17 protein-coding genes and 1 pseudogene are annotated in these 23,576 nt (G+C 58.0%); 10 read left to right on the top strand and 8 right to left on the bottom strand.

From position 1 onward, the window contains the following. Positions 1-3 precede the first annotated feature (3 nt). A pseudogene (locus tag ABIB90_RS37770) lies at positions 4-1,454 on the top strand (aldehyde dehydrogenase family protein). A 258-nt stretch (positions 1,455-1,712) separates the two neighbouring features. Next, positions 1,713-2,090, top strand: a complete 378-nt coding sequence (locus tag ABIB90_RS37765) for a hypothetical protein (RefSeq protein ID WP_354202548.1) — start codon at positions 1,713-1,715, stop codon at positions 2,088-2,090. Between the two features lie 18 nt (positions 2,091-2,108). Here the strand turns inward: ABIB90_RS37765 and ABIB90_RS37760 are convergent, their stop codons facing one another. From ABIB90_RS37760 to ABIB90_RS37735, 6 genes are all read right to left on the bottom strand, one after another. Further along, complete coding sequence (locus tag ABIB90_RS37760) at positions 2,109-3,656, bottom strand: acetolactate synthase large subunit (protein ID WP_354202547.1); 1,548 nt, start codon at positions 3,654-3,656, stop codon at positions 2,109-2,111. Between the two features lie 173 nt (positions 3,657-3,829). Continuing rightward, positions 3,830-4,915, bottom strand: a complete 1,086-nt coding sequence (locus ABIB90_RS37755; RefSeq protein WP_354202546.1) for an ABC transporter ATP-binding protein — start codon at positions 4,913-4,915, stop codon at positions 3,830-3,832. 61 nt (positions 4,916-4,976) lie between these two features. Further along, entirely contained in the window at positions 4,977-6,731 is a 1,755-nt protein-coding gene (locus ABIB90_RS37750) for an ABC transporter permease subunit (protein WP_354202545.1), read from the bottom strand. Further along, positions 6,716-7,843, bottom strand: coding sequence for an ABC transporter substrate-binding protein (locus tag ABIB90_RS37745; RefSeq protein WP_354202544.1), 1,128 nt, complete (start codon positions 7,841-7,843; stop codon positions 6,716-6,718). Before ABIB90_RS37745 ends, ABIB90_RS37750 begins: the two co-directional genes overlap by 16 nt. A gap of 478 nt (positions 7,844-8,321) precedes the next feature. Next, the gene (locus ABIB90_RS37740; RefSeq protein ID WP_354202543.1) at positions 8,322-9,719 is read right to left on the bottom strand and encodes an aminotransferase; all 1,398 of its coding nucleotides are present in this window, start codon (positions 9,717-9,719) and stop codon (positions 8,322-8,324) included. A gap of 10 nt (positions 9,720-9,729) precedes the next feature. Continuing rightward, positions 9,730-11,244 (bottom strand): NAD-dependent succinate-semialdehyde dehydrogenase, encoded by a 1,515-nt coding sequence (locus ABIB90_RS37735; protein WP_354202558.1) that lies wholly within the window; start codon positions 11,242-11,244, stop codon positions 9,730-9,732. Positions 11,245-11,395: 151 nt separating this feature from the next. On the opposite strand from ABIB90_RS37735, the gene ABIB90_RS37730 reads away from it, so the two are divergent. The 5 genes from ABIB90_RS37730 to ABIB90_RS37705 all read left to right on the top strand — a co-directional run bounded on the left by ABIB90_RS37730 (position 11,396) and on the right by ABIB90_RS37705 (position 17,659). Beyond that, positions 11,396-11,872, top strand: a complete 477-nt coding sequence (locus ABIB90_RS37730; protein ID WP_091966966.1) for an Lrp/AsnC family transcriptional regulator — start codon at positions 11,396-11,398, stop codon at positions 11,870-11,872. Between the two features lie 470 nt (positions 11,873-12,342). Continuing rightward, a complete protein-coding gene (locus ABIB90_RS37725; RefSeq protein WP_354202542.1) occupies positions 12,343-13,995 on the top strand; it encodes an MFS transporter in 1,653 nt (550 codons plus the stop codon). Between the two features lie 626 nt (positions 13,996-14,621). Then, positions 14,622-15,098 carry an Lrp/AsnC family transcriptional regulator gene (locus ABIB90_RS37715; RefSeq protein WP_279669038.1) on the top strand — a complete coding sequence of 159 codons (477 nt, stop codon included), beginning with the start codon at positions 14,622-14,624 and terminating at the stop codon, positions 15,096-15,098. Between the two features lie 564 nt (positions 15,099-15,662). Next, a complete protein-coding gene (locus ABIB90_RS37710; protein ID WP_354202541.1) occupies positions 15,663-17,156 on the top strand; it encodes an NAD-dependent succinate-semialdehyde dehydrogenase in 1,494 nt (497 codons plus the stop codon). A gap of 317 nt (positions 17,157-17,473) precedes the next feature. Then, positions 17,474-17,659 (top strand): DNA adenine methylase, encoded by a 186-nt coding sequence (locus tag ABIB90_RS37705; protein ID WP_354101689.1) that lies wholly within the window; start codon positions 17,474-17,476, stop codon positions 17,657-17,659. 564 nt (positions 17,660-18,223) lie between these two features. On the opposite strand, the gene trpF is transcribed toward ABIB90_RS37705, so the two are convergent. Next, positions 18,224-18,523, bottom strand: a complete 300-nt coding sequence (trpF, locus tag ABIB90_RS37700) for a phosphoribosylanthranilate isomerase (protein WP_354202540.1) — start codon at positions 18,521-18,523, stop codon at positions 18,224-18,226. Positions 18,524-18,828: 305 nt separating this feature from the next. Between trpF and ABIB90_RS37695 the strand changes: the two genes are divergently transcribed. Next, positions 18,829-20,139 (top strand): DUF8225 domain-containing protein, encoded by a 1,311-nt coding sequence (locus ABIB90_RS37695; RefSeq protein ID WP_354202539.1) that lies wholly within the window; start codon positions 18,829-18,831, stop codon positions 20,137-20,139. Continuing rightward, positions 20,132-21,652 carry a Dyp-type peroxidase gene (locus ABIB90_RS37690; RefSeq protein ID WP_354202538.1) on the top strand — a complete coding sequence of 507 codons (1,521 nt, stop codon included), beginning with the start codon at positions 20,132-20,134 and terminating at the stop codon, positions 21,650-21,652. Before ABIB90_RS37695 ends, ABIB90_RS37690 begins: the two co-directional genes overlap by 8 nt. Positions 21,653-21,694: 42 nt before the next feature. Here ABIB90_RS37690 and ABIB90_RS37685 read toward each other — a convergent pair whose 3' ends face one another. Continuing rightward, positions 21,695-22,456 (bottom strand): hypothetical protein, encoded by a 762-nt coding sequence (locus ABIB90_RS37685; protein ID WP_354202537.1) that lies wholly within the window; start codon positions 22,454-22,456, stop codon positions 21,695-21,697. Positions 22,457-23,158: 702 nt separating this feature from the next. Between ABIB90_RS37685 and ABIB90_RS37680 the strand changes: the two genes are divergently transcribed. Continuing rightward, a complete protein-coding gene (locus ABIB90_RS37680; RefSeq protein ID WP_279668549.1) occupies positions 23,159-23,557 on the top strand; it encodes a cupin domain-containing protein in 399 nt (132 codons plus the stop codon). Positions 23,558-23,576 lie beyond the last annotated feature (19 nt).

Below are 23,576 nucleotides of genomic sequence, written 5' to 3'. Positions count from 1 at the left end.
CACATGGTCAATCGAATGCAATTCTATATAGATGGGGCTTGGATCAATCCCGCCGCGCCGAAGTCAATGCGTACGATCAATCCAGCAACCGCAGAGGAGATGTATGAGGTAGCGCTTGGCTCAAAGGCAGACGTCGATAGGGCGGTCATCGCGGCTAGGCGCGCGTTCGAGTACTTTTCCCAGACCACGCGCGAGCTGCGCTTAAGCCTGCTCGCAAACATCATCGATATCTATAAAGGCCGCGCGAAAGAAATCGGCGACGCCATCTCCGACGAGATCGGCGCTCCGTTAGAGATGGCCGAGCAGATGCAGGCTAATTCCGCCATCGGCCATCTCGCGACCACGCTCGACGTGCTCAAGAACTACTCTTTCGAAGAGCGAATTGGCAGTGCGGCTGTGCTTCGCGAGCCTATCGGCGTAGTGGGAATGATCACGCCTTGGAATTGGCCTATGAGCCAAATAGCTTGCAAGGTAGCACCAGCGCTCGCTACCGGTTGCACTATGATTCTTAAGCCGTCCGAATTCGCCCCCACTTGTGCTCTAATATTCGCGGAGATCCTGCATGAAGCTGGCGTACCGAAGGGGGTATTCAATCTGATCAACGATTAGGCCCTGAAGTGGGTGCTGCTATGAGCGAGCATCGAGACATCGATATGATCTCGTTCACCGGATCGACGCGAGCGGGAATTGATGTTGCGAGCCGAGCGGCCCATACTGTCAAGCGTGTAAGCCAAGAGCTGGGAGGCAAGTCTCCGTACATTATTCTTGATGATGCCGATTTCGACAAGGCAGTCCGCGGATGCGTCGAGACGATTTTTCTTAACTCCGGCCAATCTTGCGACGCGCCATCGCGGCTAATTGCGCCGGAGTCCAGAATGGCGGAAGTCGCAGAGATCGCGAAGACCGTGGCGGACAGGTACAAGGTCGGCCATCCCCGCGCCGCCGGTACACATATGGGTCCCGTGGTAAACCACGGCCAGTGGGACAAAATACAAGGACTAATCCAAAAAGGCATCGACGAGGGAGCCACGATGATCACTGGCGGCCTTGGCCTGCCAGAAGGCATCGAAAAAGGGTTTTACATTCGACCTACAATTTTTGCGAACGTCACTAGCGAGATGACCATTGCGCGTGAGGAGATCTTCGGGCCTGTACTTGCGATCATTGGCGCCAAGGATGAGCACGACGCAATTCGAATTGCCAACGATACCCCCTATGGTCTCGCTGGTTACGTATTCTCCAGCTCAACCGAGCGCGCGCGCAGCGTGGGTCGCTTGATTCGCGCGGGCAACATATACCTGCAGGGTGCATCACTTGACCGCGCGGCCCCGTTTGGCGGGTACAAACAATCGGGTAACGGTCGCGAATGGGGTCGCTTCGGCCTGGAAGACTATTTGGAAGTCAAATCGATTGCCGGCACTATTAGTGCTGAACCGCCAAGCCCAAAGCGCTGAACAAGGTTCGGTGCCGCCGGAGGTTGAGATTGCAAGCTTTCGAGATTCGAATCCTCGAAGTCTTGCGCCTACACGGCAACCTAGCCTGCAGCGTACACCGGTTCCTCCGCTCCTCGCCGACCCGACTGCAACGAGACTCAGGTGGAGTGGAAATTGTCGCCTCGGCTCGAACACGCGAACGGCTAGAAAACAACGCAAGCCACCCCAGCATAAACCAAAAGGCCTGGGCGATCATTCGCAGCCCACTCGCTTGAGGCAATGAGCAGCCCGATCGGCAAGACACTTGTGCAGGGATGGCGCGCCGCAACATCGCAGGCCACAATCTCCGTGTCGTTCTCTACATGGCAGAATCTATTGCCAGGAGTAGATCTGAAAGCTTTGTCGCGGCTACTCTGTCGCGCGGCGATCAGGATGGATCGTCGGGACTTCAACAAAACTGTTGCGCGCGATATTCTAGGCCGCAATCGTCTCACCGTCGCGACACTGACCCGCCATCCAGATTGCCGCGGCCTTCCCATCCAGATCGACGCGCTACAGCTACTCGCTGTTCGCGATCAATCAAATTGGCCTCTCACCCTCGACGAAATTCTTCAATCAATAGCACATGGGCCTAAGCGCCAGCCGATGTTGGCGTAGGGCGAAGGACCTGACCGCTTAGGTGATCAGTACTTCGACCAAATAAGGTCCGGGCGTCGCAAGTCCGCGCGCCACCTCGATATTGAAGTCATCCATCGTGGTCACCCGGGCCGCCGCCACACCCATACTTTTTGCCAATCCGGTAAAATCGATGTCAGGCCGGCTGAGATCGAGCATATCCAAAGCCTTGCGCCCGACATTTTGCGCCCCCACCTTGGCCAGTTCATCTCTGAGGCAAGCGTATGATCTGTTATTAAACAGCACCGTCGTAATGTTGAGGCCCTCACGCACCTGAGTCCACAGTGATTGAATGGCGTACATCGCGCTGCCATCCGCCTGTAGGTTGAGCACAGGTCTATTCGGGCAGGCAATCGCAGCACCCGTGGCCATGGGCATGCCAAGTCCAATCGATCCGCCCATGTTCTGGAGCCAAGTATGTGGCTGCGAATTCCAGGTTGCAGCGAAAAAGCCACCGCCAGTCGAGATCGATTCATCGACCACGATCGCGTTTTCGGGAATCAACGCGCCGAGTGACTGCGAGAGGCTGGCGCCGGTAATTGCCCCAATGGCTAACGACGGCGGCACCAGCTTCGCGGCCTGACTCGGAACTGATTGAGCATCCAATTCGTCCGCAAGTCTCTCGAGCGCATCCAATGCGTCTTCTTCAGCACGCGCAAGCGTCAAAAAGTCGGTGTCCTCAGAAGCCATCAAGCTTGGCTTGTCGGGGTAGGCAAAGAAGGCCACCGGGATGCGGCTACCCACCAGGACAAGATGCTTAAGTCCCGCAAGTGTCGCACGTGCCTGGTCGACTGGGTACGGAAGGCGATCGACCGGAACGCGGCCAGCGCCACGCTCAATACGGCCAACAAATGTTTGCGCCATGATTTTCGCGCCTGTCTTGGCACATATGCGCCCTGCCAGATCAAGGCCGCGCTGCCGGAGCGCAAGTCCCCCCAGCAGAATCATCGCAGGCTCGCCGGAACGGAGTGCCTTGGCAACATCCTTGATGCGATCCTGCGAAACCCGTACTCTTTTGGGTGCTTCGGCCACAGCAGCGGGGCCACTGCCTTCATTCCAGGCGGTATCGGCCGGAAGAATGAGGGTTGCGACCTGACCGGGTGGGGTGCGCGCCGCCGCGATGGCCGCGGCGCCATCAGCCGCAACACGCGTTGCATTAGGGGAGGTGCGGACCCAGCGAGAAAACGGCTTCGCTGCACCTTCAATATCTGACGTGAGCGGCGCATCATAGTTGAGATGGTAGGTTGCGTGATCTCCCACGATATTGACGATTGGGCTGGACGCCTTGGTGGCGTTATGCAGATTGGCGAGGCCATTCGCCAAGCCTGGGCCAAGATGTAAAAGAGTGGCGGCCGGCTTTTCGGCCATACGCGCATAACCGTCCGCAGCACCAGTAGCGATTCCCTCGAAGAGCACGAGCACGCAGCGCATACCATCGACGCGGTCGAGGGCCGCTACAAAGTGCATCTCGGAGGTGCCTGGATTTGCAAAGCAGGTGTCCACGCCTCCGGCAACGAGCGTACGAACCAGACTTTCAGCGCCGTTCATTGGATAGGTTCCTCGTGTTACTTACATCGCAGGGCCGCGAAGCACATCGTTAGATCGCGGCAGAGCGATAAAAAAGAGGCGGCTGCGAAAGCCCCGCGCTTACGCGTCTGGATTGCGAGGCGGGCGCCAGATTACAAACCAGGACCAAAGTTCGATGCGGCTAATCGGGCGAGTTAATCTGTCAGGATTGTTGCGTCGTTCGCAACCCAAGAGGCTACGCAGGGATCGCCCACCTCCATGGAATGGTCCGATACGTTCAGCACCTTCGATAGCAGTTGCAATCCCGTTTCGCTCCGGAATTCCAGGACCGTCGCATCGCCAACGAACGTCATGCCGCTGATGCGTCCCTGAATTCCGCCGGATGAACCAGCGCTCGCTTCCAGACGCAAATGTTCCGGGCGCACGCACAGAGTCGCATCCCTATCCGCATCCTGCCACGGCGGAGAGGGGAGGCTTTCGCCCGCAGGACCGTGCACGATGCCGGACTTGAGCTTAACCGGGATGAGATTGACCTCACCAACGAAACCCGCCACGAACAAATCGGCCGGCCTGCGATAAATGTCCTTCGGCGCCGAGACTTGGCGGATCCGGCCCTCGTGCATCACCGCGACACGGTCGGACATAGCAAGCGCCTCATCCTGGTCGTGCGTGACGTAGATCATCGTCTTGCCGACCTCCTTGTGTAACGTCTTGATCTCGTTCCTGAGATGCTCGCGCAGCTTCTTGTCCAGCGCGCCCAAGGGTTCGTCGAGCAGAAGAACGGGCGGATCGAAAACCAGTGCCCGCGCTATCGCCACTCGCTGCTGCTGACCGCCGGACATTTGGTCGGGGTAGCGGGAGGCCAAGGCACCGAGATGCACCTGATCGAGGATGCGATGCACCCTCGTTTCGATCTCCGCCTTTGCCATACGCCGCATCCGAAGCGGATACGCAACGTTCTCCGCGACTGTCATGTGCGGAAAGAGTGCATAGTTCTGGAATATCACGCCAAGTTCTCGACGATGAGGCGGCAGACGCGTGATATCCTTGTCGCCCAACAGAACCCGACCGCTGTCCGGCATCTCGAAGCCGGCGATCATCATCAGGGTCGTTGTCTTTCCTGATCCGCTGGGCCCCAACAAGGAGATGAACTCTCCGGGCGATACGGAAAGACTGACATCGTCAACGGCCATCGCACTGCCGTAACGCTTCTGCAAGTTATGCAGCGTAATGCCTGCGGTTTTCGCGTCAGTTCCGTTCACGGTCGCTTTCATCAACATTTCAGCTCCCTAGGGAATTCGTCGTTGGTTCTCGTTTGACCTTCCGACCCAGTCAGGACCGTCAGGTCTTTTTTTGCCGTCTCAGCAGGGTACCGACGACGATCACGATCGTGGCAAGCAGCATCTGCAGCGTGGCTACGGCAGCAATGGTGGGACTGATGTCCTGCCGGATTCCTTCCCACATGCGCATCGGCAAGGTCGTGATCTTTCCGATGCCAAGGAACAGCACGTAGACAACGTCGTCGAACGAGGCCAGGAACGCAAAGAAACTAGCAACGATGAGCGCCGGCAGGACCAGCGGCGCGACGATTGTGCGCATGGTGGCCCAAGGCCCGGCACCAAGGCTGCGGGCCGCACGTTCGTAGCTCGGGTTAAGGTCGCGCAGATTGGCAACCACAATCACCACCACGTAGGGGATCGCGTGGACCGCGTGACCAAGTGCCAGGCCGAACTCGGTGCCCTGCAGACCCCACCGCGCCAGCAAGAAATAGGTCGCGACCGCCACGATAACGGTCGGCATAATAATCGGTGACAGCAAAATCGCGATCATAGTTCCACGACCTGGCATGGCGCCGCGCGACAGACCGAAGGCAAGCATGGCGCCTAGCGCAGTTGCCATGGCAACCGCCATCAAGGCAATGCGGATGCTGGTGAAGGTCGCGCGCAACCACAGCGTGTCGGAAAAAAAGGCTTCGTAGTTGCGCAGCGAGTAACCTGGCAACGGAAAGACAAAGTAGGACGAGGCGCTGAACGACAAATACGCAACGATCAGTACCGGCAGCAGGAGAAGTACAGCCAGAAAGCTTGCCAGGATCGGGACACCTTGACCTCGCATCGAAGGAAGCCAGCGATCAAGAGCGTTTGCCGCGGAGCCGATCCGCATTAACATTTTGGCGCCCATCTGGCGGCGAGTAACGCTTGAACCAAGCTTGCCGTCTGAGAACCCCAGCAGCTGCTCAATGGGGAAGAAGCGCGAGCCAATCCACAACAGGCTCAGAACGGCGAGCAGGAGGACCACGGAAAGCGCAGCGCCGAAGTTCCAATTGAGTTGCTCCAGGATCTGGGAGCTGATCGCCATTGTGATCATGATGTCTGACAGCCCCCCCATCAACGCAGGTGTGATGTAGAAACCGAGACAATAGATGAAGACGAGCAGAATCCCGGCAATCAGGCCCGGCAAACTGAGCGGCAGAAAGATCGTGAGGAAGGCGGCGAGCGGGCTCGCTCCATTCGCCCTCGCAGCGCGCATAAGTTTCGGGTCAATGCTAGACATGACCGTGTACATCGGCAGGATCATCATCGGCATGACAATGTGGGTCATGCCGAGGATCACACCAAATCGGTTGTAGAGCAGCGGGATTGGTTGGGACACCCAGCCGAGCTCCAGTAGGAACTGGTTAACGACGCCATTGCGCCCAAGAAGAACAATCCAGGCGAAGGTCCGTGCCAAAGCGCTGGTGAAATAGGGCAGCACGACCCCGATGAGCAAAAAGGTGCGCAATACCATTCCGCCCGTCGTGAGCGCGTAGGCGATGGGATAGCTAAGCACGAAGGCGAGCGCAGTCACCGTCAGGCTGATCTCCAGCGTGTTGCGCATTACGGTCAGATAGACAGGGGTGTCGCCGATGCGTAAAAAATTCGCGAGAGTCCAATTTGGCATCCCGAACGCAAGCAACAGAAGCCCCGTGAGCGGCACGACAAAGAGCACCAGGAGGAAGACGCTTCCAGGCAGCAATAGCCAGGCCCATGGCGTGGGCCAAGGTCGCGAGGATTGCGCTCGACCTTTGATTGCCATTGAACTCATTGTGCCCGCCATGCCAGCCAGCGCTCCTGGAGATGATCTACATTGGTCTTGCCGTCGGGGCGCTTGGCGGCGAGCCAAGCATCATCCTGAGCCACTAGCTGGGATGCATTGTCCTCAGTAATGCTGAGAAGCGGAACGAGATCTGCCGGCAAATGCTGGAGCTGATTCACATTGGGCCCCGTAAGGTTTGTGCCCATCGTGAATGCCGCGGCATTCTGAGCCCGGTTCAGGAATGCAACCAGCTTTTGTGCGTTTCCGCTGTTAGGACCACCTTTGAGCACGGTCCAATAGACGTAGACCAGATTTCCACCGCTCCACACCATGCGAATAGGGGCCCCCTGGCGAATGGCCGACACCGCACGACCATCGTAGCAGCTCGTCATCACGAACTCCCGATTGATCAACGCTTGAACAGGCTCGCCTCCCGCCGTCCACCATTTCGCGACACTCGGCTTGATTTCCGAGAGCTTCTTAAGAGCCCTCTCGACCTTGTCATCGGTCAGTGGCCAGCGATCCGAATTTGGCACACCGTCAGCTGCGAGTGCCAAGACCATATGCCTAGCGACACTGCTGAGGCCGCGCGGCCCGGGGAAAGCCTTGACGTTCCAAAAATCGGCCCAGTTTTGCGGCCCTCCCTTCGGGAAGGAACGTTCATCATAAGCGAGCAACGTCGTCGAACGGAATGCAACCACCGCGTCACTGAGGCGAGCACTTTGCGGTGCCCCCTTGAGTGCTTCATCATCCCACAAACCGTAGTCAATGGACTGAAATAAACCAGCATCATGCATCGTCGGGTAGTTCTGCCCGTCAATCAAGGCGACATCCCAATCGACGCGCCCGGCGCGGGTCATCGCCCTCACTTGAGGTTCGGCAATGTCAGCGGTCACGTCGACCACAGCAATGCCCGTCGCTTTTGTGAAGGGCTCATAAACGTACTTTCTCACCGCCTGCGTGTACGATCCGCCGTAGCTGAAGACGACAACTTCCCCGCTGCCAGCAAGCCTTTCCTGCGCCCAGGCTGCAGTAGCCCTTGCAAGGAACGGCACGCTCAGCAAAGCCGCAGCCGACTCGACAAATGAGCGCCGGGTCAGCCCACGATGTAAACCGCCAACACGATCCTTCATTATCAAGGCACTCCTTCCCTAAGTGACACAGCCCTACATCGTTTGCCGAAACCATTTACACCGTCCAAGGCCATGTTGACGCGCAAAAACGGCACGGAAGGGTCGAAGCGCGAGGAAAAACCGCAACAAGCAACTTACCTGTCTACGATTTCACCATCCAATGGGATACTATCGTAGCACTGCAACCAAGCACCCTACATGCACTCCACGCCCGTCTCCTAACCAAGATGTTCGCGATGCTGCTGGTAGGCGGCGACCGCGTTTATCAGGCGAGGCCGGCACAGCCGCAAACCGCGGTCACGCGATGATCGCCCCCAAACCCGGCAAGTACGACCATCATGACGCCGAAGCTGCCCGGGAGCGGTTCGGCAGCCCGTCCTTCGCAACGTCAGCCCCTCTCCTTCCGGCTGTAACAAATCTGACGAAGATCAGCGAATTGGAGAGACAGCCGATTTCAGATCGGAATACAGGAATTGGTTTAAATTGCCGATTCTTTCGTAAGCTCGTCCATCACTTGCTTCGTCGCCCGATAGGCGAGTTCAACGATCTCGTCTATCTCATGTTCGGAAACGACGAGAGGTGGAGCGAAACCTAGAATGTCTCCATGCGGCATTGCTCGCGCGATAAGTCCCCTATCGCGCGCCGCCTTGGAGATCCGGGCGCCCACCTTGAGCTGCGGATCAAAGCGTCGTTTCGTCTGGCGATCAGCGACGAACTCTACGGCACCGAGTAGGCCTACGCCTCTTACTTCCCCGACAATCTCCAGCTGTGCAAAGCGCTCCTTGAGCCGCTTCAAGAAATGCGCGCCCACGGTTCTCGCCCGTTCGCTGAGTTGCTCCTTCTCCACAATATCGAGGACCGCGTTAGCAGCTGCGGCCGCGATCGGGTGGCCGGAATAAGTATAGCCGTGGGAGAATGCGCCGACACGATCCGCCGCTTCTTCCATGACTGCATAGACCCTCTCGCCAACGATTGCCGCCGAGAGTGGCATGTAACCGGACGTCAGCCCCTTGGCCACTGTTACAAGGTCGGGCTCTATTCCATAAAGAGTGCTGCCGAACTCAGCGCCGGTGCGACCGAATCCACAAATCACTTCATCTGCGATCAAAAGAACGTCGTAGCGTCGCAGCACCGCTTGAATTTCACGCCAATAACCGTCGGGCGGCGGCGTAATCCCTCCTGTACCCAGCACCGGCTCAGCAATAAAGGCGCCGATCGTTTCCGGTCCCTCACGCACGATCATCTGTTCTAGCTCAGCCGCACGTCGACGAGAGAAAGCCTCTTCCGTCTCACCTAGCTCGGCACCCCAGTAGTGGTGGGGCGCGCCTGTGTGCAAGATACCCGGAAACGGCAGGTCCATATGATCATGATAGAACGACATACCGGTCATCGAGCCGGAAACGACTGAGCAGCCATGGTAACCGCGCTCGCGCGAGATAATCTTCTTCTTTTTAGGCTGACCGCGCAAGTTGTTGTAATACCAGACAAGCTTAGCCTGGGTCTCGTTGGCGTCTGATCCGGATAGCCCGTAGAAGACTTTGCTTGGTTTACCAGGCGCCATTCGCACGAGGCGATCCGACAGAATGGCCAGCTCGTCGGTCGTGTGGGCAGCATATGTATGGTAGTAGGCCAATTTGTAGGCCTGCCGCGCAATCGCCTCGGCCACCTCGGTCCGGCCGTACCCAATATTGACGCAGTAAAGACCAGCAAAGCCATCGATGTAGCTATGTCCCTTGGCGTCTTCGATGCGAATACCCTTCCCGCCGGTGACGATTGTCGGATCACCAATTTTGCCGGTGGCAAACTCCTTAAGCTGGGTGAAGGGGTGCAGAACAGTCGCGCGATCTTTTTCGGCGATCGTCTTGATATCGTTCATACCATTTCTCCTAATCCACCAAGTCGCCGAAGCAGACGTATTTCAGTTCCATGTATTCCTGAATGCCATGTCGGGAACCTTCGCGACCGAGGCCGGATTGCTTCCAACCTCCAAACGGAATTGGCGGCCCAGTGAATGAGGCCGTATTGATGCCAACCATTCCGCACTCGATGTTCTCAGAAAGTCGCAGCGCTCGACGCAAGCTGTCGGTGTAGACGTACGCGGCCAAGCCCATTTCACTGGAGTTGGCTCGGGCCAGAACCTCCGCCTCGGAGTCGAACGGAAGTACTGCGGCCACCGGGCCGAATGTCTCCTCGCTCGAAATGAGCATGTCGTCAGTGACATCGCTCAGCAATGCTGGACAGACGAAGTTCTGCCCGAAGACGTGGTCTTGCTTCCCGGAAACAACCCGCGCCCCTTTTGCGACAGCGTCATTGATCTGAGCCCTGCACTTTTCGGCCACGGACGATTTCGTCATCGGACCGATATCAGTCGCAGCCTCAAGGCCATGACCAACTCTGAGCCGCGCGATTGCCGCAGAAAATTTCTCGACAAAGGCATTATAAATGCCCCTCTGTACGTAGATTCGATTAGCCGCCAAGCAGTCCTGCCCCGACGTGGCAAACTTTGCGGCCATCGCACCTTTGACGGCCTTATCGAGATTGACATCATCAAAGATAATAAAGGGGGCATGCCCTCCGAGCTCGAGAGAGACCTTCTTTACCGTCTGCGCCGCTCCCTCCAGTAGCAAACGACCAACTTCTGTAGACCCCGTGAACGAAAGGGCTCGCACCCTTGCATCCCGCAACAGCGGCTTTGAGAGCTCGATTGGATTGCCGACGAGCACTTGAAACACACCGCCTGGAACTCCAGCCTCTTCAGCCAACCTCGCCAGGGCAAGTGCCGAGAGCGGCGTCTCGGGCGCAGGCTTCACGATGACCGGGCAGCCAGCCGCCATGGCGGCCCCGGCCTTTCGCGTAATCATGGCGACAGGAAAATTCCAAGGAGTGATTGCCGCCACAACGCCAACGGGCTGCATTCTTACCTGAAGCACACTTCCAGGCTTGTGGCTTGGGATCGTCTCACCATAGGCGCGCTCTCCCTCTGCGGCAAACCACTGGAGAAATCCCGCACCATATCCAATTTCGGACCTTGCTTCCGCGAGCGGCTTGCCCTGCTCGCAAGTTAGGAGGACGGCAAGCTCCTCCGCATGGGCGAGCATTAACGAGGCCCAAGTCCTGAGAATTGCGCCCCGCCTCTCTGGCAGTAGCTCTCGCCATTGAGCAAAAGATCGTTGCGCTGCGTCGATCGCAAGATTCATATCTGCGGCGTCGCAACGAGCAACTTCGGCGATCACTTCGCCAGTTGCCGGATCGACGACAACGTCTCTTTGATCGCTCCCAATCCAGCGCCCATCGATCAGAGCCGCCCCCGCGACAAAATCTCGACGGCGCAGATTTTCGAGATGCCCTTTAGCTAGCCCGACTAGAGGCGGACTTTTGGGCCGGGCAGCTTGGAAAACCATTTCGAAGTCCTTGGCGGTCATCTTGTTGAAATTCTGCTCGCAATCAGGATACTAATGTCAGAGACAGATTTGCATCGCTTTTAACCGTCGCCTGGACGGTTTCCTGCGGGACCTCGCCACTTTGCAGCGGAATTCACCTGGAGCCCGACTCATGCAATACGACCGAACAGACGCCCGCATCCTGGAGATTGTGCAGAAAAACAATCGCCTGACATCTGAGATCATCGGCGAACTTGCCGGGCTTTCTGCGACTGCATGCCAACGACGTTTGAAGAGGCTCCGTTGTGACGGCATCATCGAGGCCGACGTCTCGATTGTTTCGGCAAAGGCAGTGGGAAGGCCTATTCAGATGCTCGTGCTCGTAAGTCTCGAGCGTGAGCGCGCAGACATCATCGACAGGTTCAAGAAGGCGATTAAGTCGTCGGCTGAGGTCGTCAACGGATTCTACGTCACTGGGGACGCTGACTTCGTCCTTTATCTTACGGCGCGGACCATGGAAGACTACGAGCAATTCACCCGACGTTTCTTCTACGAGAATCCTGACATCAAAGGCTTCAAGACAATGGTCGTCATGGATCGCGTAAAGGCAGGTTTTGCGATCCCGGTAGAGGCCCCTCACGAGGATTGAAGTTGCTGTCTTTGCACCATTGTTCTAAGGCTTCGCGCTTTTTTTCATCGCTCATCCGGGCATAACGCGAGAAACGAGCACAAGCGCTGTTGTAATATCTGGTGAGGGCGTCGTTGCTCCAACAACCGGGATTGCAGCCAAGTGAACCGATGCCGCTGACGTTTGAGAGCAAACGCGAGGCCGTTATGGCCGTGAGGGCCGGATCGAATATGACTGCATTGCGGGAGCAATGCTAAAGGTGTCAGAGAACTCGGAAAAGATTTCCAATCAGAGCGCGACAAATTATTCCTAGATCTGGATATTATGCATACGAGTTGCGACAGAAGCAGCAAACTCAAAAACGAAATGGGCACGCAACGCGAGTTTCGGATGCTTGAGGGCGGGCGAGAAGCGCTCGTCCAATCTGACTTCAGCGTTCCGCGACAAATACTGACATCGGTCAGGTCGCCGCGCACGGTCTGTGAATCCAAATGACGCCTCCTTCCGATCTCGAGACTTCCAGCGCCGATGGAATTACCGCGCCGCTGCGTTATTCCACTTTCCGGCGGATTTGGCTGGCGAGCCTGCTGTCGAACCTCGGCATACTTATCCAAGGCGTCGGCGCGGCTTGGGCCATGACAGAAATGACGTCGTCAGCCGATAAAGTCGCGCTGGTGCAGACAGCCTTGTTGCTTCCTGTCATGTTGATCGCTATGCCGGCCGGCGCCATTGCCGACATGTATGATCGTCGAATTGTGACGCTGGTTGGGCTCTCGATCGCGCTCAGCGGCGCGACAGCGCTGACTGCTCTCGATTGGTCGGGCCTTACCACACCGAATCTGCTGCTGGTGCTTTGCTTTGTGGTCGGCGGCGGCATGGCATTGATGGGACCAGCCTGGAGTTCCTCGGTCAGCGAGCAGGTTCCGGCGAAGATGCTGCCAGCGGCGATTGCCTTGAATGGCATTAGCTACAATATCGCGCGCAGCTTCGGACCCGCGGTCGGAGGCATTGTTGTTGCGACCGCAGGCGCGGGTGCGGCCTTTGCAATCAACGCATTCCTCTATCTACCGCTGACAGTGGCGCTGTTTCTCTGGAAACGTGTCGCGGAGCCGTCGCGGCTGCCGCGCGAAAATCTGAGCCGCGCCATTGTCTCCGGCGTGCGCTACATCGGCAATTCGCCTTCGATCAAGATTGTGGTAGCTCGCACCATGATAACCGGCCTGGTTGGAAGCGGGCTCCAAGCGCTAATGCCGATCGTCGCTCGCGACCTGTTGCACGGGGGCGCTCAGACTTACGGCGTCATGCTAGGTGCCTTCGGGTTGGGCGCAGTAGTCGGGGCTCTCAACATCAGCGAGATGCGCAGGCGTATGAGCGGCGAGGCTGCAGTTCGTGCCTGCACACTGTCGATGAGCGGCGCGATCGCGGCGGTCGCGCTCAGTCACAATGCGATCTTGACAGCCGCCGCTCTGGTTTTGGCGGGCGCCGTATGGACGATAGTGTGGACGCTGTTCAACATTGGCGTGCAGCTCTCCGCCCCGCGCTGGGTTGCGGGCCGCTCGCTTGCGGCTTGGCAAGCTTCGTTCTCCGGGGGCCTTGCAATTGGCAGTTGGGGCTGGGGCCGTCTCACCGATGCTGTCGGTGTCGATATCACACTGCTCATCTCGGCCGCACTGATGATGCTTTTACCGCTTCTTGGGCGCTGGCTGTGCATGCCGCCTATCACCGAGCGCGGAGAGGACGCCGAGATGCTTGCCGATCCCAAGGTGCGACTTCCGTTAACCTACCGCAGTGGCCCACTCGTGGTTGAGCTCGAATATCGCGTGGCCTTGGAAAATGCGCGAGCCTTCCACAACGTCATGCAGGATGTGCAGCTCTACCGGCAACGCAACGGCGCCTATGGTTGGTCAATTGCCCGTGATATCGCCGACCCCGAGCTATGGACTGAGCGCTATCACTGCCCGACATGGCTCGATTATTTGCGCCAACGCAACCGCTGGACTCAGTCCGAGCGTGCGTTAGATGAGCAGGCGATGGCTTTCCATATCGGGCCGGAGCCCGTTCGTATCCGACGCATGCTGGAGCGCCCGTTTGGATCGGTACGCTGGAAGGAGGATGTGCCCGACCGCGCCGCCAGCGCGCTCTAGCTGCTGCCCGCAGGAGGTCACCTCCGTTCGACATTGCGCTTCATACGATCGAGCGGGAGGACGCTTTCCACTTCGTCGCCATCCGCGATAGCGAGCGACGCATGATCCGCTTTCCTTATCGGGGGAGCCTGATCCACGCACCGACAGCTGCCCTAATCTATCAATTCTGTCGGCGCGTAACTCGCACCCGCGATTTGGCACAACCAGTCTTCGCTTGGAACTAAACGGTGCTTTAAGCTGACTTCTGGCATGCCAGCTCTATCCGAACCTGCGGGGCTAAGAGGCTCCCTTGAGCTTGCCGAGGGCCAAAAAGTCGAGGCATGTAGCGAAAACGCCCGGAGGCGGTGAAGGTGTTGCTCGTAGGCGTTCGATTTTCTCGAGAGCAACGTGATCGAGCTGCGAGCGGGGCGCCAACTGAGTGCCCCGACGCGCGAACGCAATCGCAAGGAGTGAACCGGTCTCATCTATTACGTCGCGCCGGCGTTCGTCGTAGCCCCCAACGGCTCATCGCGGTCACCTTCCCGTCACTTGTTGAAAACATTCCTGAATCTGGATAGTCTTCAGGCTATTTCCTGCGCTGCGAGGCGTTTTCGCGGTGAAATTCACATCAAGGTTGGGGTCCGGTTATGCAGTACGATCGGATAGATGCCCGCATCCTCGAGATCGTGCAAAAAAACAACCGGGTGACTTCCGAGGAGGTCGGCGAACTGGCCGGCCTTTCTGCCACCGCATGTCAGCGCCGACTGAAGAGGCTTCGTTCTGAAGGCATCATCGAGGCCGACATCTCGATTGTTTCGCCGAAGGCGGTAGGCAGACGTATTCAAATGCTTGTGCTTGTGAGCCTGGAGCGAGAGCGCGCAGATATAATCGACAAATTCAAGAAGGCCGTTAAATCATCAGTTGAAGTCGTCAACGGTTTCTACGTTACCGGCGATGCGGACTTTGTTCTTTACGTTACCGCCCGCACCATGGAGGATTATGAGGAGTTCACCAGGAAATTTTTCTATGTGAACCCCGACATAAAGGGATTCAAGACGATGGTCGTGTTAGATCGGATAAAGGTGGGCTTTGCCGTACCAATCGAGTCTCCCTCCGAGGACTGATAGAGGATTCAGGCTTTAGCAAAGCGAGCCGCCCCACGATCGTGCTTGCTACCGCGATTACCCAGATTGAGTTCCGCTGAATGTGATATCCACTAGATCGCCCAGCCACATGTTTCTCTGCCGCTCGTTGACGAGGCGCTGACTAATTTCGATTGATTTCGAAATCCTGAAGCCGACTCGGCAAGGGGGGACACGCGAACGGAGCGAGCGATGTGCTCGATGTACCTCGATAAACAGCACACAAGTTCGAACAATCTCGCGAGGAATGCTTCAAAGTCGCAGTTGCTGCGAACTTGGCGAGATTTGCGCAGAAAAACTTCAGGATACGCTGGCGAACGCCGCCAATCCTCAAGAAAAAATGAGTATGCGATGTTCGCTTGCACGAGCTGACGACTTTCGTGCAGGATTGGGGTTGCCAGCGAGTTCATCTACTCACAGCGCTCCTATTAGTGCCCTTCGGGGCGTTTCCTCCCTGACTCGGCCGCGCGGTGACTCGCGCGGCCCTTTTCCGCTATTGGCGGAAGTCCGGGTCGCTCGGATTCGATAGCCGCCAGGAGTAACGGGATGACCCCGACCGCCGCCGCACACGCTAAGCAAGGTCCCTCCATGCTGCGCGACCGTCTGAAGGACCCGGCGCTTCTGCGGGAGGCCTGTTACATCGACGGCGCCTGGGTCGGCCCGCCCAGCTTTTCGGTGAACAATCCGGCGACCGGCATGGAGCTCGCCAAGGTGCCGCAGCTCTCCGCCGACGACTGCACGAGAGCCGTGGAAGCTGCTGAACGTGCGTTCCCCACATGGGCTAAGCACACAGCCAAGCAACGCTCCAACATTCTGCGCAAATGGTACGAACTGATCGTCGCCAATCGCGAGGATCTCGCGCTAATCCTGACCTCGGAGCAGGGCAAGCCGCTCTCCGAGGCGCTTGGCGAGGTCGATATCGGTGGCGCCTATGTCGAGTTCTTTGCCGAAGAGGCACGCCGCATCTATGGCGAAACGATACCCTCGCCGCGCCCGGATGCAAGATTGCTTGCGATCAAACAGCCGATTGGCGTCTGCGGCGCAATCACGCCGTGGAATTTCCCGAACTCTATGATTACCCGCAAGGTCTCGCCGGCGCTCGCCGCGGGCTGCACCGTGGTGCTAAAGCCGGCCAGCGAAACGCCACTATCGGCGCTGGCGCTTGTCGCACTCGCTGAGAAGGCCGGTGTGCCCAAAGGTGTCTTCAACGTCATCACCGGAGATTCGCGGTCGATCGGCAAGGTCTTCTGCGAACACCCGGTCGTGCGCTTCGTCGGCTTCACCGGGTCGACGGAGGTCGGAAAGATTCTCTATCGCCAAGCCTCCGTCGGCGTGAAGAAGCTCGGCCTCGAACTCGGCGGAAACGCGCCTTTCGTGGTGTTTGACGACGCCGACATCGAAGCCGCGGTCGAAGGCGCCATGGTCTCGAAATACCGCAACATGGGCCAGACCTGCGTCTGCGCCAACCGCATCTATGCACAGGCAGGAATCTACGACGAATTCATGCAGAGGCTGTCCAAGAAGGTTGCGGCGATGAAGATCGGCGACGGGACAGAACAAGGCGTGGTGCAGGGGCCGCTGATCAACATGGAGGCGGTCGACAAGATCGAGCGGCATATAGCGGACGCTGTTAAGCGCGGCGCCAGGGTCGTGACCGGCGGCAAGCGACATGCGCTGGGACGCTCGTTCTTCGAGCCGACCGTGCTCGCCGACGTCAGGCCGGATTCGCTGGTGTCACAGGAGGAGACATTCGGTCCGCTTGCGCCGGTAATCCGCTTCAAGGACGAGGTCGACGTGATCGCGATGTGCAACGCTTCGCCCTTCGGTCTCGCCTCCTATTTCTACTCCCGCGATCTGGGCCGCGTCTGGCGCGTGGCGGAGGCACTGGAGTCGGGCATGGTCGGCGTCAACACCGGCCTGATCACGACCGAAGTCGCGCCGTTCGGCGGCGTCAAGGAAAGCGGCCTTGGCCGCGAAGGTTCCCGCCACGGCATGGAAGAATATGTTGAGATCAAATACGTGATGATGGCGGGGCTTTGAGCGAAGGGATCTATGCCGACACTTTAGAATCGAGTCGATCACGCTCTAAGAACGAGTCGGTGGGTCAACCTGATACACCTCTAAGTTAGCGGTCAGCTAGAATTATATGCTGTCCGGGCGCATGTTCTCGACTTCATTTAGCAAACATCCTACGCATGGTCGGCGTCCCCTTGGTGCAGGATGCTGAAGTCGTTCAAACGAGTGCGACTCGTTGCCCATCCCGCTTGAGTCCCGATACGATAGGGACTGTCGCTCAATTTCTTCTTATTAACCAAACGATCTTACAGTTTGCGTGATGAGGTACATCGGCTCAAAGGTTGCTACGCTCCCGTATTTGGCCGACACCCTCCGTCGCGTGGCACCGAAAGCACGCACGCTCGGTCTGCGATCCATTTGCAGGCACATGCTCAGTATCTCGATACCTTAAGCAAAGGGGCTACCGCCTTTCGACCGGAGACGTGCTAAGCTTCGTCCGCAATCCAAATCGCGACCATTGCCGCTAATCGGAATCCATCCTTTCCGGACGGCGCGTTGCGGATCGTCGCTCGCGGCGTCAAGGAAGATCCCGCGCCCTAGCGTTCTGCACAGGCGCTGCGAAACACGGGGACAAGCTGCAGCTCTGCCGATTGCGAATCCCTGACCCGTGCTAACCGCCAGGAAGGAGCCAGCGGTCCCAAGGATTCGTCACGGCAGGAGCGATTTCGATGCTGATGACGAAGGAAAGACGGCCCGCGGTCCGGACGCTGCGCGGATGGGCCATCTCGTTGCTGCCCTTTGCGCTCGCGGCCAGGCACCCGTAGGCGAGTGAGTTCGATCCACGCCAGCGCAGCGTTGATCCATCTCTGCCGTTCGGCTCCGTCGGCTTCAGCAGCGAGCTTCACCGCCGCAACCGCCTCGCGCTCGGGGGCGTACTCGATCTCCATCGCACGAAGATATAATCGCAGATCGTAAACGATCACGCGTCGATGGCACCGTAGCAATCCGGGACAGCCGCACAAACCAGGCCCGTGGTCCTAAGCCTCGGGAAGCGCCACGCCCGTCAGTTCGCCCGGCTTGGATAAGAGCGATCAGGCGTTCTTCGCGGCGCGATTGAAAGCTTGGACCTTCACCAGGTCTTTCGAGTGGGTGCCCTCGCTGTCGGTCTTCGTTTTTGAGTCCACGCCGGCAGGTTGAACCGACCGGATAGCCTCTTTGACATTGTCCGGCGCCAGTCCGCCGGCGAGTATTACCGGAGCCCGAACGGTCTCGACGATCGTTCGGCTGATGCTCCAATCATGCGTGACGCCCTGCGCACCGATTTGAGGATCGCCAACGCGATGACTATCAAGCAGGATCCATTCGACAATTCCATCGTAGGCGCGCGCCACCTCAGTGCCTCGGGTCCTGTCACAGGTAAGGGCGCGGCGCTTGTGCTGGCGGACATGCTGCGTCTCTCATGTGGCGGCGGCGACCGAATGCCGGAACAGCGACAAGCAAGGAGAGCCAATAAGCGGCGTTCTCATTCTCGCACTTCATATCACCGTACATTTTGCGAAACGGTAAACGTACAGCCATCCCATAAAACGGCTTGCCGAAATCATTGCAATCCACGATAGTGCAGCTTTCCGTCCGCTCGCAAGACCTGCGGTCGGCCGGCTTTTTCCGTTCTCGATTTCAATCAAGGGATACTGAGATGTTCAAATATTCGCCGCCCGGATCAATGGACGATCTCACTGGCCGCCCCAGCCGAGGCGCCTTTCTCGACGATTGGCATACTTTTATCGAGACTACGTTCCGCAATAATATCGCGGGGCTTGGCGATCACCCCCTGTTCTTCACCGAGGTTGACACGCCGGCCGAGAGCGCACCGGTGCCCATCGGTTGGAACGGATTTCCACTCAGCCTCGCCAGAGCCTCAGGCAGCAACAGGCGAAAGGCGTGGGCTGCGGCCGATGTGCTGCAATCAATCGATATCTACACGCCGAGGAACGCTCCCGAGAAGGTAACGACCAAGTTCAGGCTGCAGGACGAGTACTGCGAGTGGCACGCCTATCAGAACAGGGTCGTATTCACCGCCGAGGGGCCGGAATACTGGATCAAAGTCGCGAAGCACGATATCGACGCAGTCGTCGACCTTTACAAGAAGCTCGTCGATCCTGCCGTTCAGAAGCGGGACCTTCTTCTCACCACGGATCTCCAGTACGACGACGATATGCTGTTGAAGGCAGGCGAATATAATCCGTTCAACGTTTGGAATACCGAAAAGGGAGCGATGCACCTGACCCATTGGGCCAATACGCTCGGCGCTGAGATCAATCTCGCCGCCGTCGCGAGCGTGCCGCGGCGGGACTCGAAAGGTCAACGCGTATCGGAGGTGCGACCGCTAATCTGCTGTGCGGGCTATGGCAATGCCAATCGCAGCAGCGATCCCACCATCGGATGGGGAGTAAACACCACGTGCCTCGGTGTCGCGCCGGGCGCCGTTGCGCAATTGGCCACTCTCGCCGATCCCGTTGGTCTGTACATGCGCGGGCTGCAGCAGGGCTCTCTCACCGGTCCGAACGACGAACCACTGGACCATTGGTTCAACTTCGTTAGAGGGAGCGCCGATCTCGGCCTGATGGCGATAGTTGAACCGCCCGCGGACAGCCCTTTCGGATTGGACAAGGTGAAGGTTAAGGGAATCAAGTTGGAGTTCGGCGGCCAGATCGCCGAGTGCATCGACATGGTACTGTATGCCAAGGTCGCTCCAGCGGCTGGCGCCGCTCCCAAACTCGTTTCTTGCCGCGGGCATTGCTGCATGCCGGCGGGGACTCAACCAGGACACATCAAGGACATCAATCTTGATCAGCCTCGCGGTGGCGCACCGTGCGCCGCTCAGACGGTAGAAGCTTATCCGGGTCTCCTGCCGGCGTCGCACCTTCTGACCACCGCGCTACCAATTGACAACGTTGTGCCTGCGCCAGCCAGCAAGAAATTGAGGTCGCGCCTTTTACATGATTGAACCGGTACTCGATGCGTACGACATCCAAGGTAACATCGTTCCGGGGTTTCGTCGCAAGCAGCAACTGCTCGTCGGCTTTCGCGGTACGGATCGAATGAGCCTGCGCAAGGTCGCGGCGATCATCGCCCGTCGGCTGACGCCGCTTGCGGCCGTTCTGGATCATCGCGACGAGCGGAAAGCTGCCTTCCTCGCCGGCAGAGATCCCGCGACGCGTGACGATCTTTGGCTTAACTACGCTATCGGAATCGGTGCGACAGACGCTCTCGGTATAGGGGCGGCGCGGGATGCCGACTTGGCCTTCGAGGCGGGTATGGTGCCTTCTCTCACCGGGGACAGTACGCGCAAGACACTAGATGACGGAAGCGCTAACCCGGCTGCGCCCGCGAACTGGCTGGTTGGTGGTCCGGCACATGTGCTTGACTTACTTCTGATCTTCGCAGCCGACGCAGACATCGAGGCGAAAGCGCAAGCTACGATAGACGAGATATCGGCATCTGGTCTTGTGCCGTTTTACCGCGACGTCGGCACGCTACTAAAGGGAGACAAGGAACATTTCGGATACCAAGACGGCATCTCGCAGCCAGGTCTCTTCGGTACCGTGAAAGTCGACGGCGCTTCGCGGTTCATCACCACAAGATATGGAATTCCCGACGATCAGGGTACCGCCTTCGGCAAACCCGGCCAGCCGCTCCAGGATCCGACCCAGTTTATTTTCGGCGACGACGATGGAGATCTTCGCAATGGATCGTTTCTGGTCTTCCGCCGCTTGCGTCAGGACGTCCGTCGCTTTTATGCCGACGCCGATATCATGGCCGGCGAATTGTCGGTCGCAATAGGTCGTACCATCTCCGGACTCGAATTGCGCTCGCGCATCGTCGGCCGATGGCCCTCTGGTCAGCCGCTGATGCGCGCGCCCGCGGATCCAAATCGTTTGGATCCGGATCTTGCTTTGAACTATTTCGCCTTTTCACGCACGTTGCCCGACCTGACACTCGCAACGGGAGAGAAAATACCCGGCGCCGCGGGTGACCCGCAATTCCAACAAGGAAGGAGCTGTCCTGTTTGGGCGCATATCCGCAAGGTCAATCCGAGGGATCTGCCCACTGACAAAGGCGGTCCCGACGAAACGAGAAGCTTTCAGATGCTTCGGCGTGGAATTCCCTTTGGGAAGGCCTACGATCACGAGACGCCCACCAATCCCATCAATGCGACGGATCGCGGACTTCTCTTTCTAGCCTACCAGAGGTCGATCAATGACCAATTCGTGACACTCAATAAGAACTGGATGAATAGCGATGTTGCGCCGACGGCCGGGGGATACGATCTTTTGGTTGGACAGCACCTCGCTGCTTCGGGGGACCACGCGTCCAAATCGGCCGACTTCTTTGACGGCCCATCCGGAAGGGTAGTCGCGACTTCCGCACTTTCTCAATGGGTGATCCCTACGGGGGGAGCTTTCCTTTTTGCTCCATCCATAGGTTGGACCGAGCGCGTGGCCGGACCCATCGCGTAAATAGCCGCCGATGGCGGAGAACCAAAGGATCCGACTGGAGCGCTACGTGCTCTCAGTTGCCGCATCGGACGCGAGCTCGCGCTCGCGGATGTCGGCCTCATCCTGCCGCAGCCGCTCGATGAGAGTCTCGAGCTGATCACCGAGCAGGCGTGCTTCCTCCCGCCAGATCGCCTTTCGCTCGGCAGTCGAGTTCTTTCGTTTGGCAAGGTCGCTCATGCAATAACCCTGCTGACAAAACCGATACCAAGCCTCGAGATACGAGGCGTCTCGCGGGATTTCGCCCCCAATCACTTCGGCCGCCTTCTCGGCCTCGGCAACCTTGACAGGGCTGAAGTGGCCGGTCTCGAGACGTTTGAGCTCCGCATGATAAGAGGATGCGGAGGATCTCACGCGGTCGAGCATCTCCCTAGCCTTGTCCGCGTCCGCGCCTGCCAGGCCCATCCGTCTCCTGAAGCGCTCCAAATCTTTCTGGAAATCGCTCCTCAACGTCTCGATCTTTGTAGCTGATTCCCGCTGCAGCCGAACAGAAAGCAGGGAAACCGCGGCCGTGAAAATACTCGCGACTACCGCCAACGTGGCCGGCAGTAATTTCATGAGCTCTAGCTTATCTGCAGCCGTGACGGTCGGAAGGAAGTCGAATTGCGCATTGGCCCAAAGGGCAGCACCGATTGCCGCAACAGCGAGGGCGATGGCTGCGGCGAGCAGGAGTGTGAAGCGGACCATCGCTAGGTGCACACACCGTTGACGCACATGCAGCCCGGAGGCGCGCATCGATCCACGCACCTCGCGCCGGCGATGGCGCATTTGCTGTCTTTTAGTTCGGGATTCATAGCGCCATTCTTATGAGGGACCCACTTGAACGCGACGGTTGCCAGTCCCCGTTTGACGCACTCCTGATAAGTGATCTTGTCGACTAGGACTTTCGTGGTCGCGCCGTAATCCGGTGAGGTAGGATCGGAAATGGCGAAAACGCCTGTGCCAACATCCTCCTGCTTTCCTTGGCTCAAAACCGCGGGATCGGTCTGGTTCTGGACTCCAAACATGTTTCCTCCGTCATTTGTGCTTCGATGCCGGCATTATTGCATCCGTGCACGACCGCAGTGTTGCAATACTGCCGGTTGAAACCCTTCTGGCTGGAATGACGATTGCACATCGGCCGATCATCGGCCGACCAAGAGGCTCCGCCTTCTACCCGTTTCTCAGTTCGATTTGCGCGAGATCAACTGGCGCGCACTCCCCCGAATCGATGCAGCTCCAATAGTTGCGATCACGACGACGAGGACTTTCGATCGGTCTTGAAGTGTGTTCGCGCTGCGTTTGCCGGCCGGCGCTTCCATTTCGACTACAACCTTCCGGGGTTCCGGTTCAAATGGCTGAAGAAATTCGCAGATTTTGGCCCGGAACGCAAAAATGAATTGACGAAAAATTACAATCAGTAGTAACATACATCCACAGGGTGATTATTTATAATGATACTCCCGGCGCATCACATTGTGGGAGGCGTTGATGTCAGATCTACATTTTTCGCGTTCGATTTCTGCTCCGAAGAACGAACGGTTTTTTCGTATATCGTCTGCTAATTTTCCGGCTCTCAAAGGCGTCGCCATTCAGGATCTGGATATGGCGCCCGGTGAGCTGCGATCGGCTCATTTGCATCCGAACGCCGCGCAGCTCGATTATTGCATCTCTGGCAATGGCGAAGTCGGGATCGTTGGACCGGACGGCGACCATCACGTGATCCCGCTTCATCCAGGTGATGCCGCCTTCGTGCCGCAGGGCTACGTTCACTGGATCGAGAACACGAGTAAAGCTCAAGCACGGTTCATTCTGATCGCGACGCATGAGCGGCCGGAGACGATCGAAGTCCAAGCTATGAACGCTGCCATTCCGGCCAATCAAAAGTAATCGATCATCGCTGGTTTCA

Source organism: Bradyrhizobium sp. JR4.1 (genome assembly GCF_040548605.1).
GTDB lineage: Bacteria > Pseudomonadota > Alphaproteobacteria > Rhizobiales > Xanthobacteraceae > Bradyrhizobium > Bradyrhizobium canariense.
The sequence above is the reverse complement of the archived record's forward strand: the minus strand, read 5'-3'. Positions and strand labels throughout refer to the sequence as shown.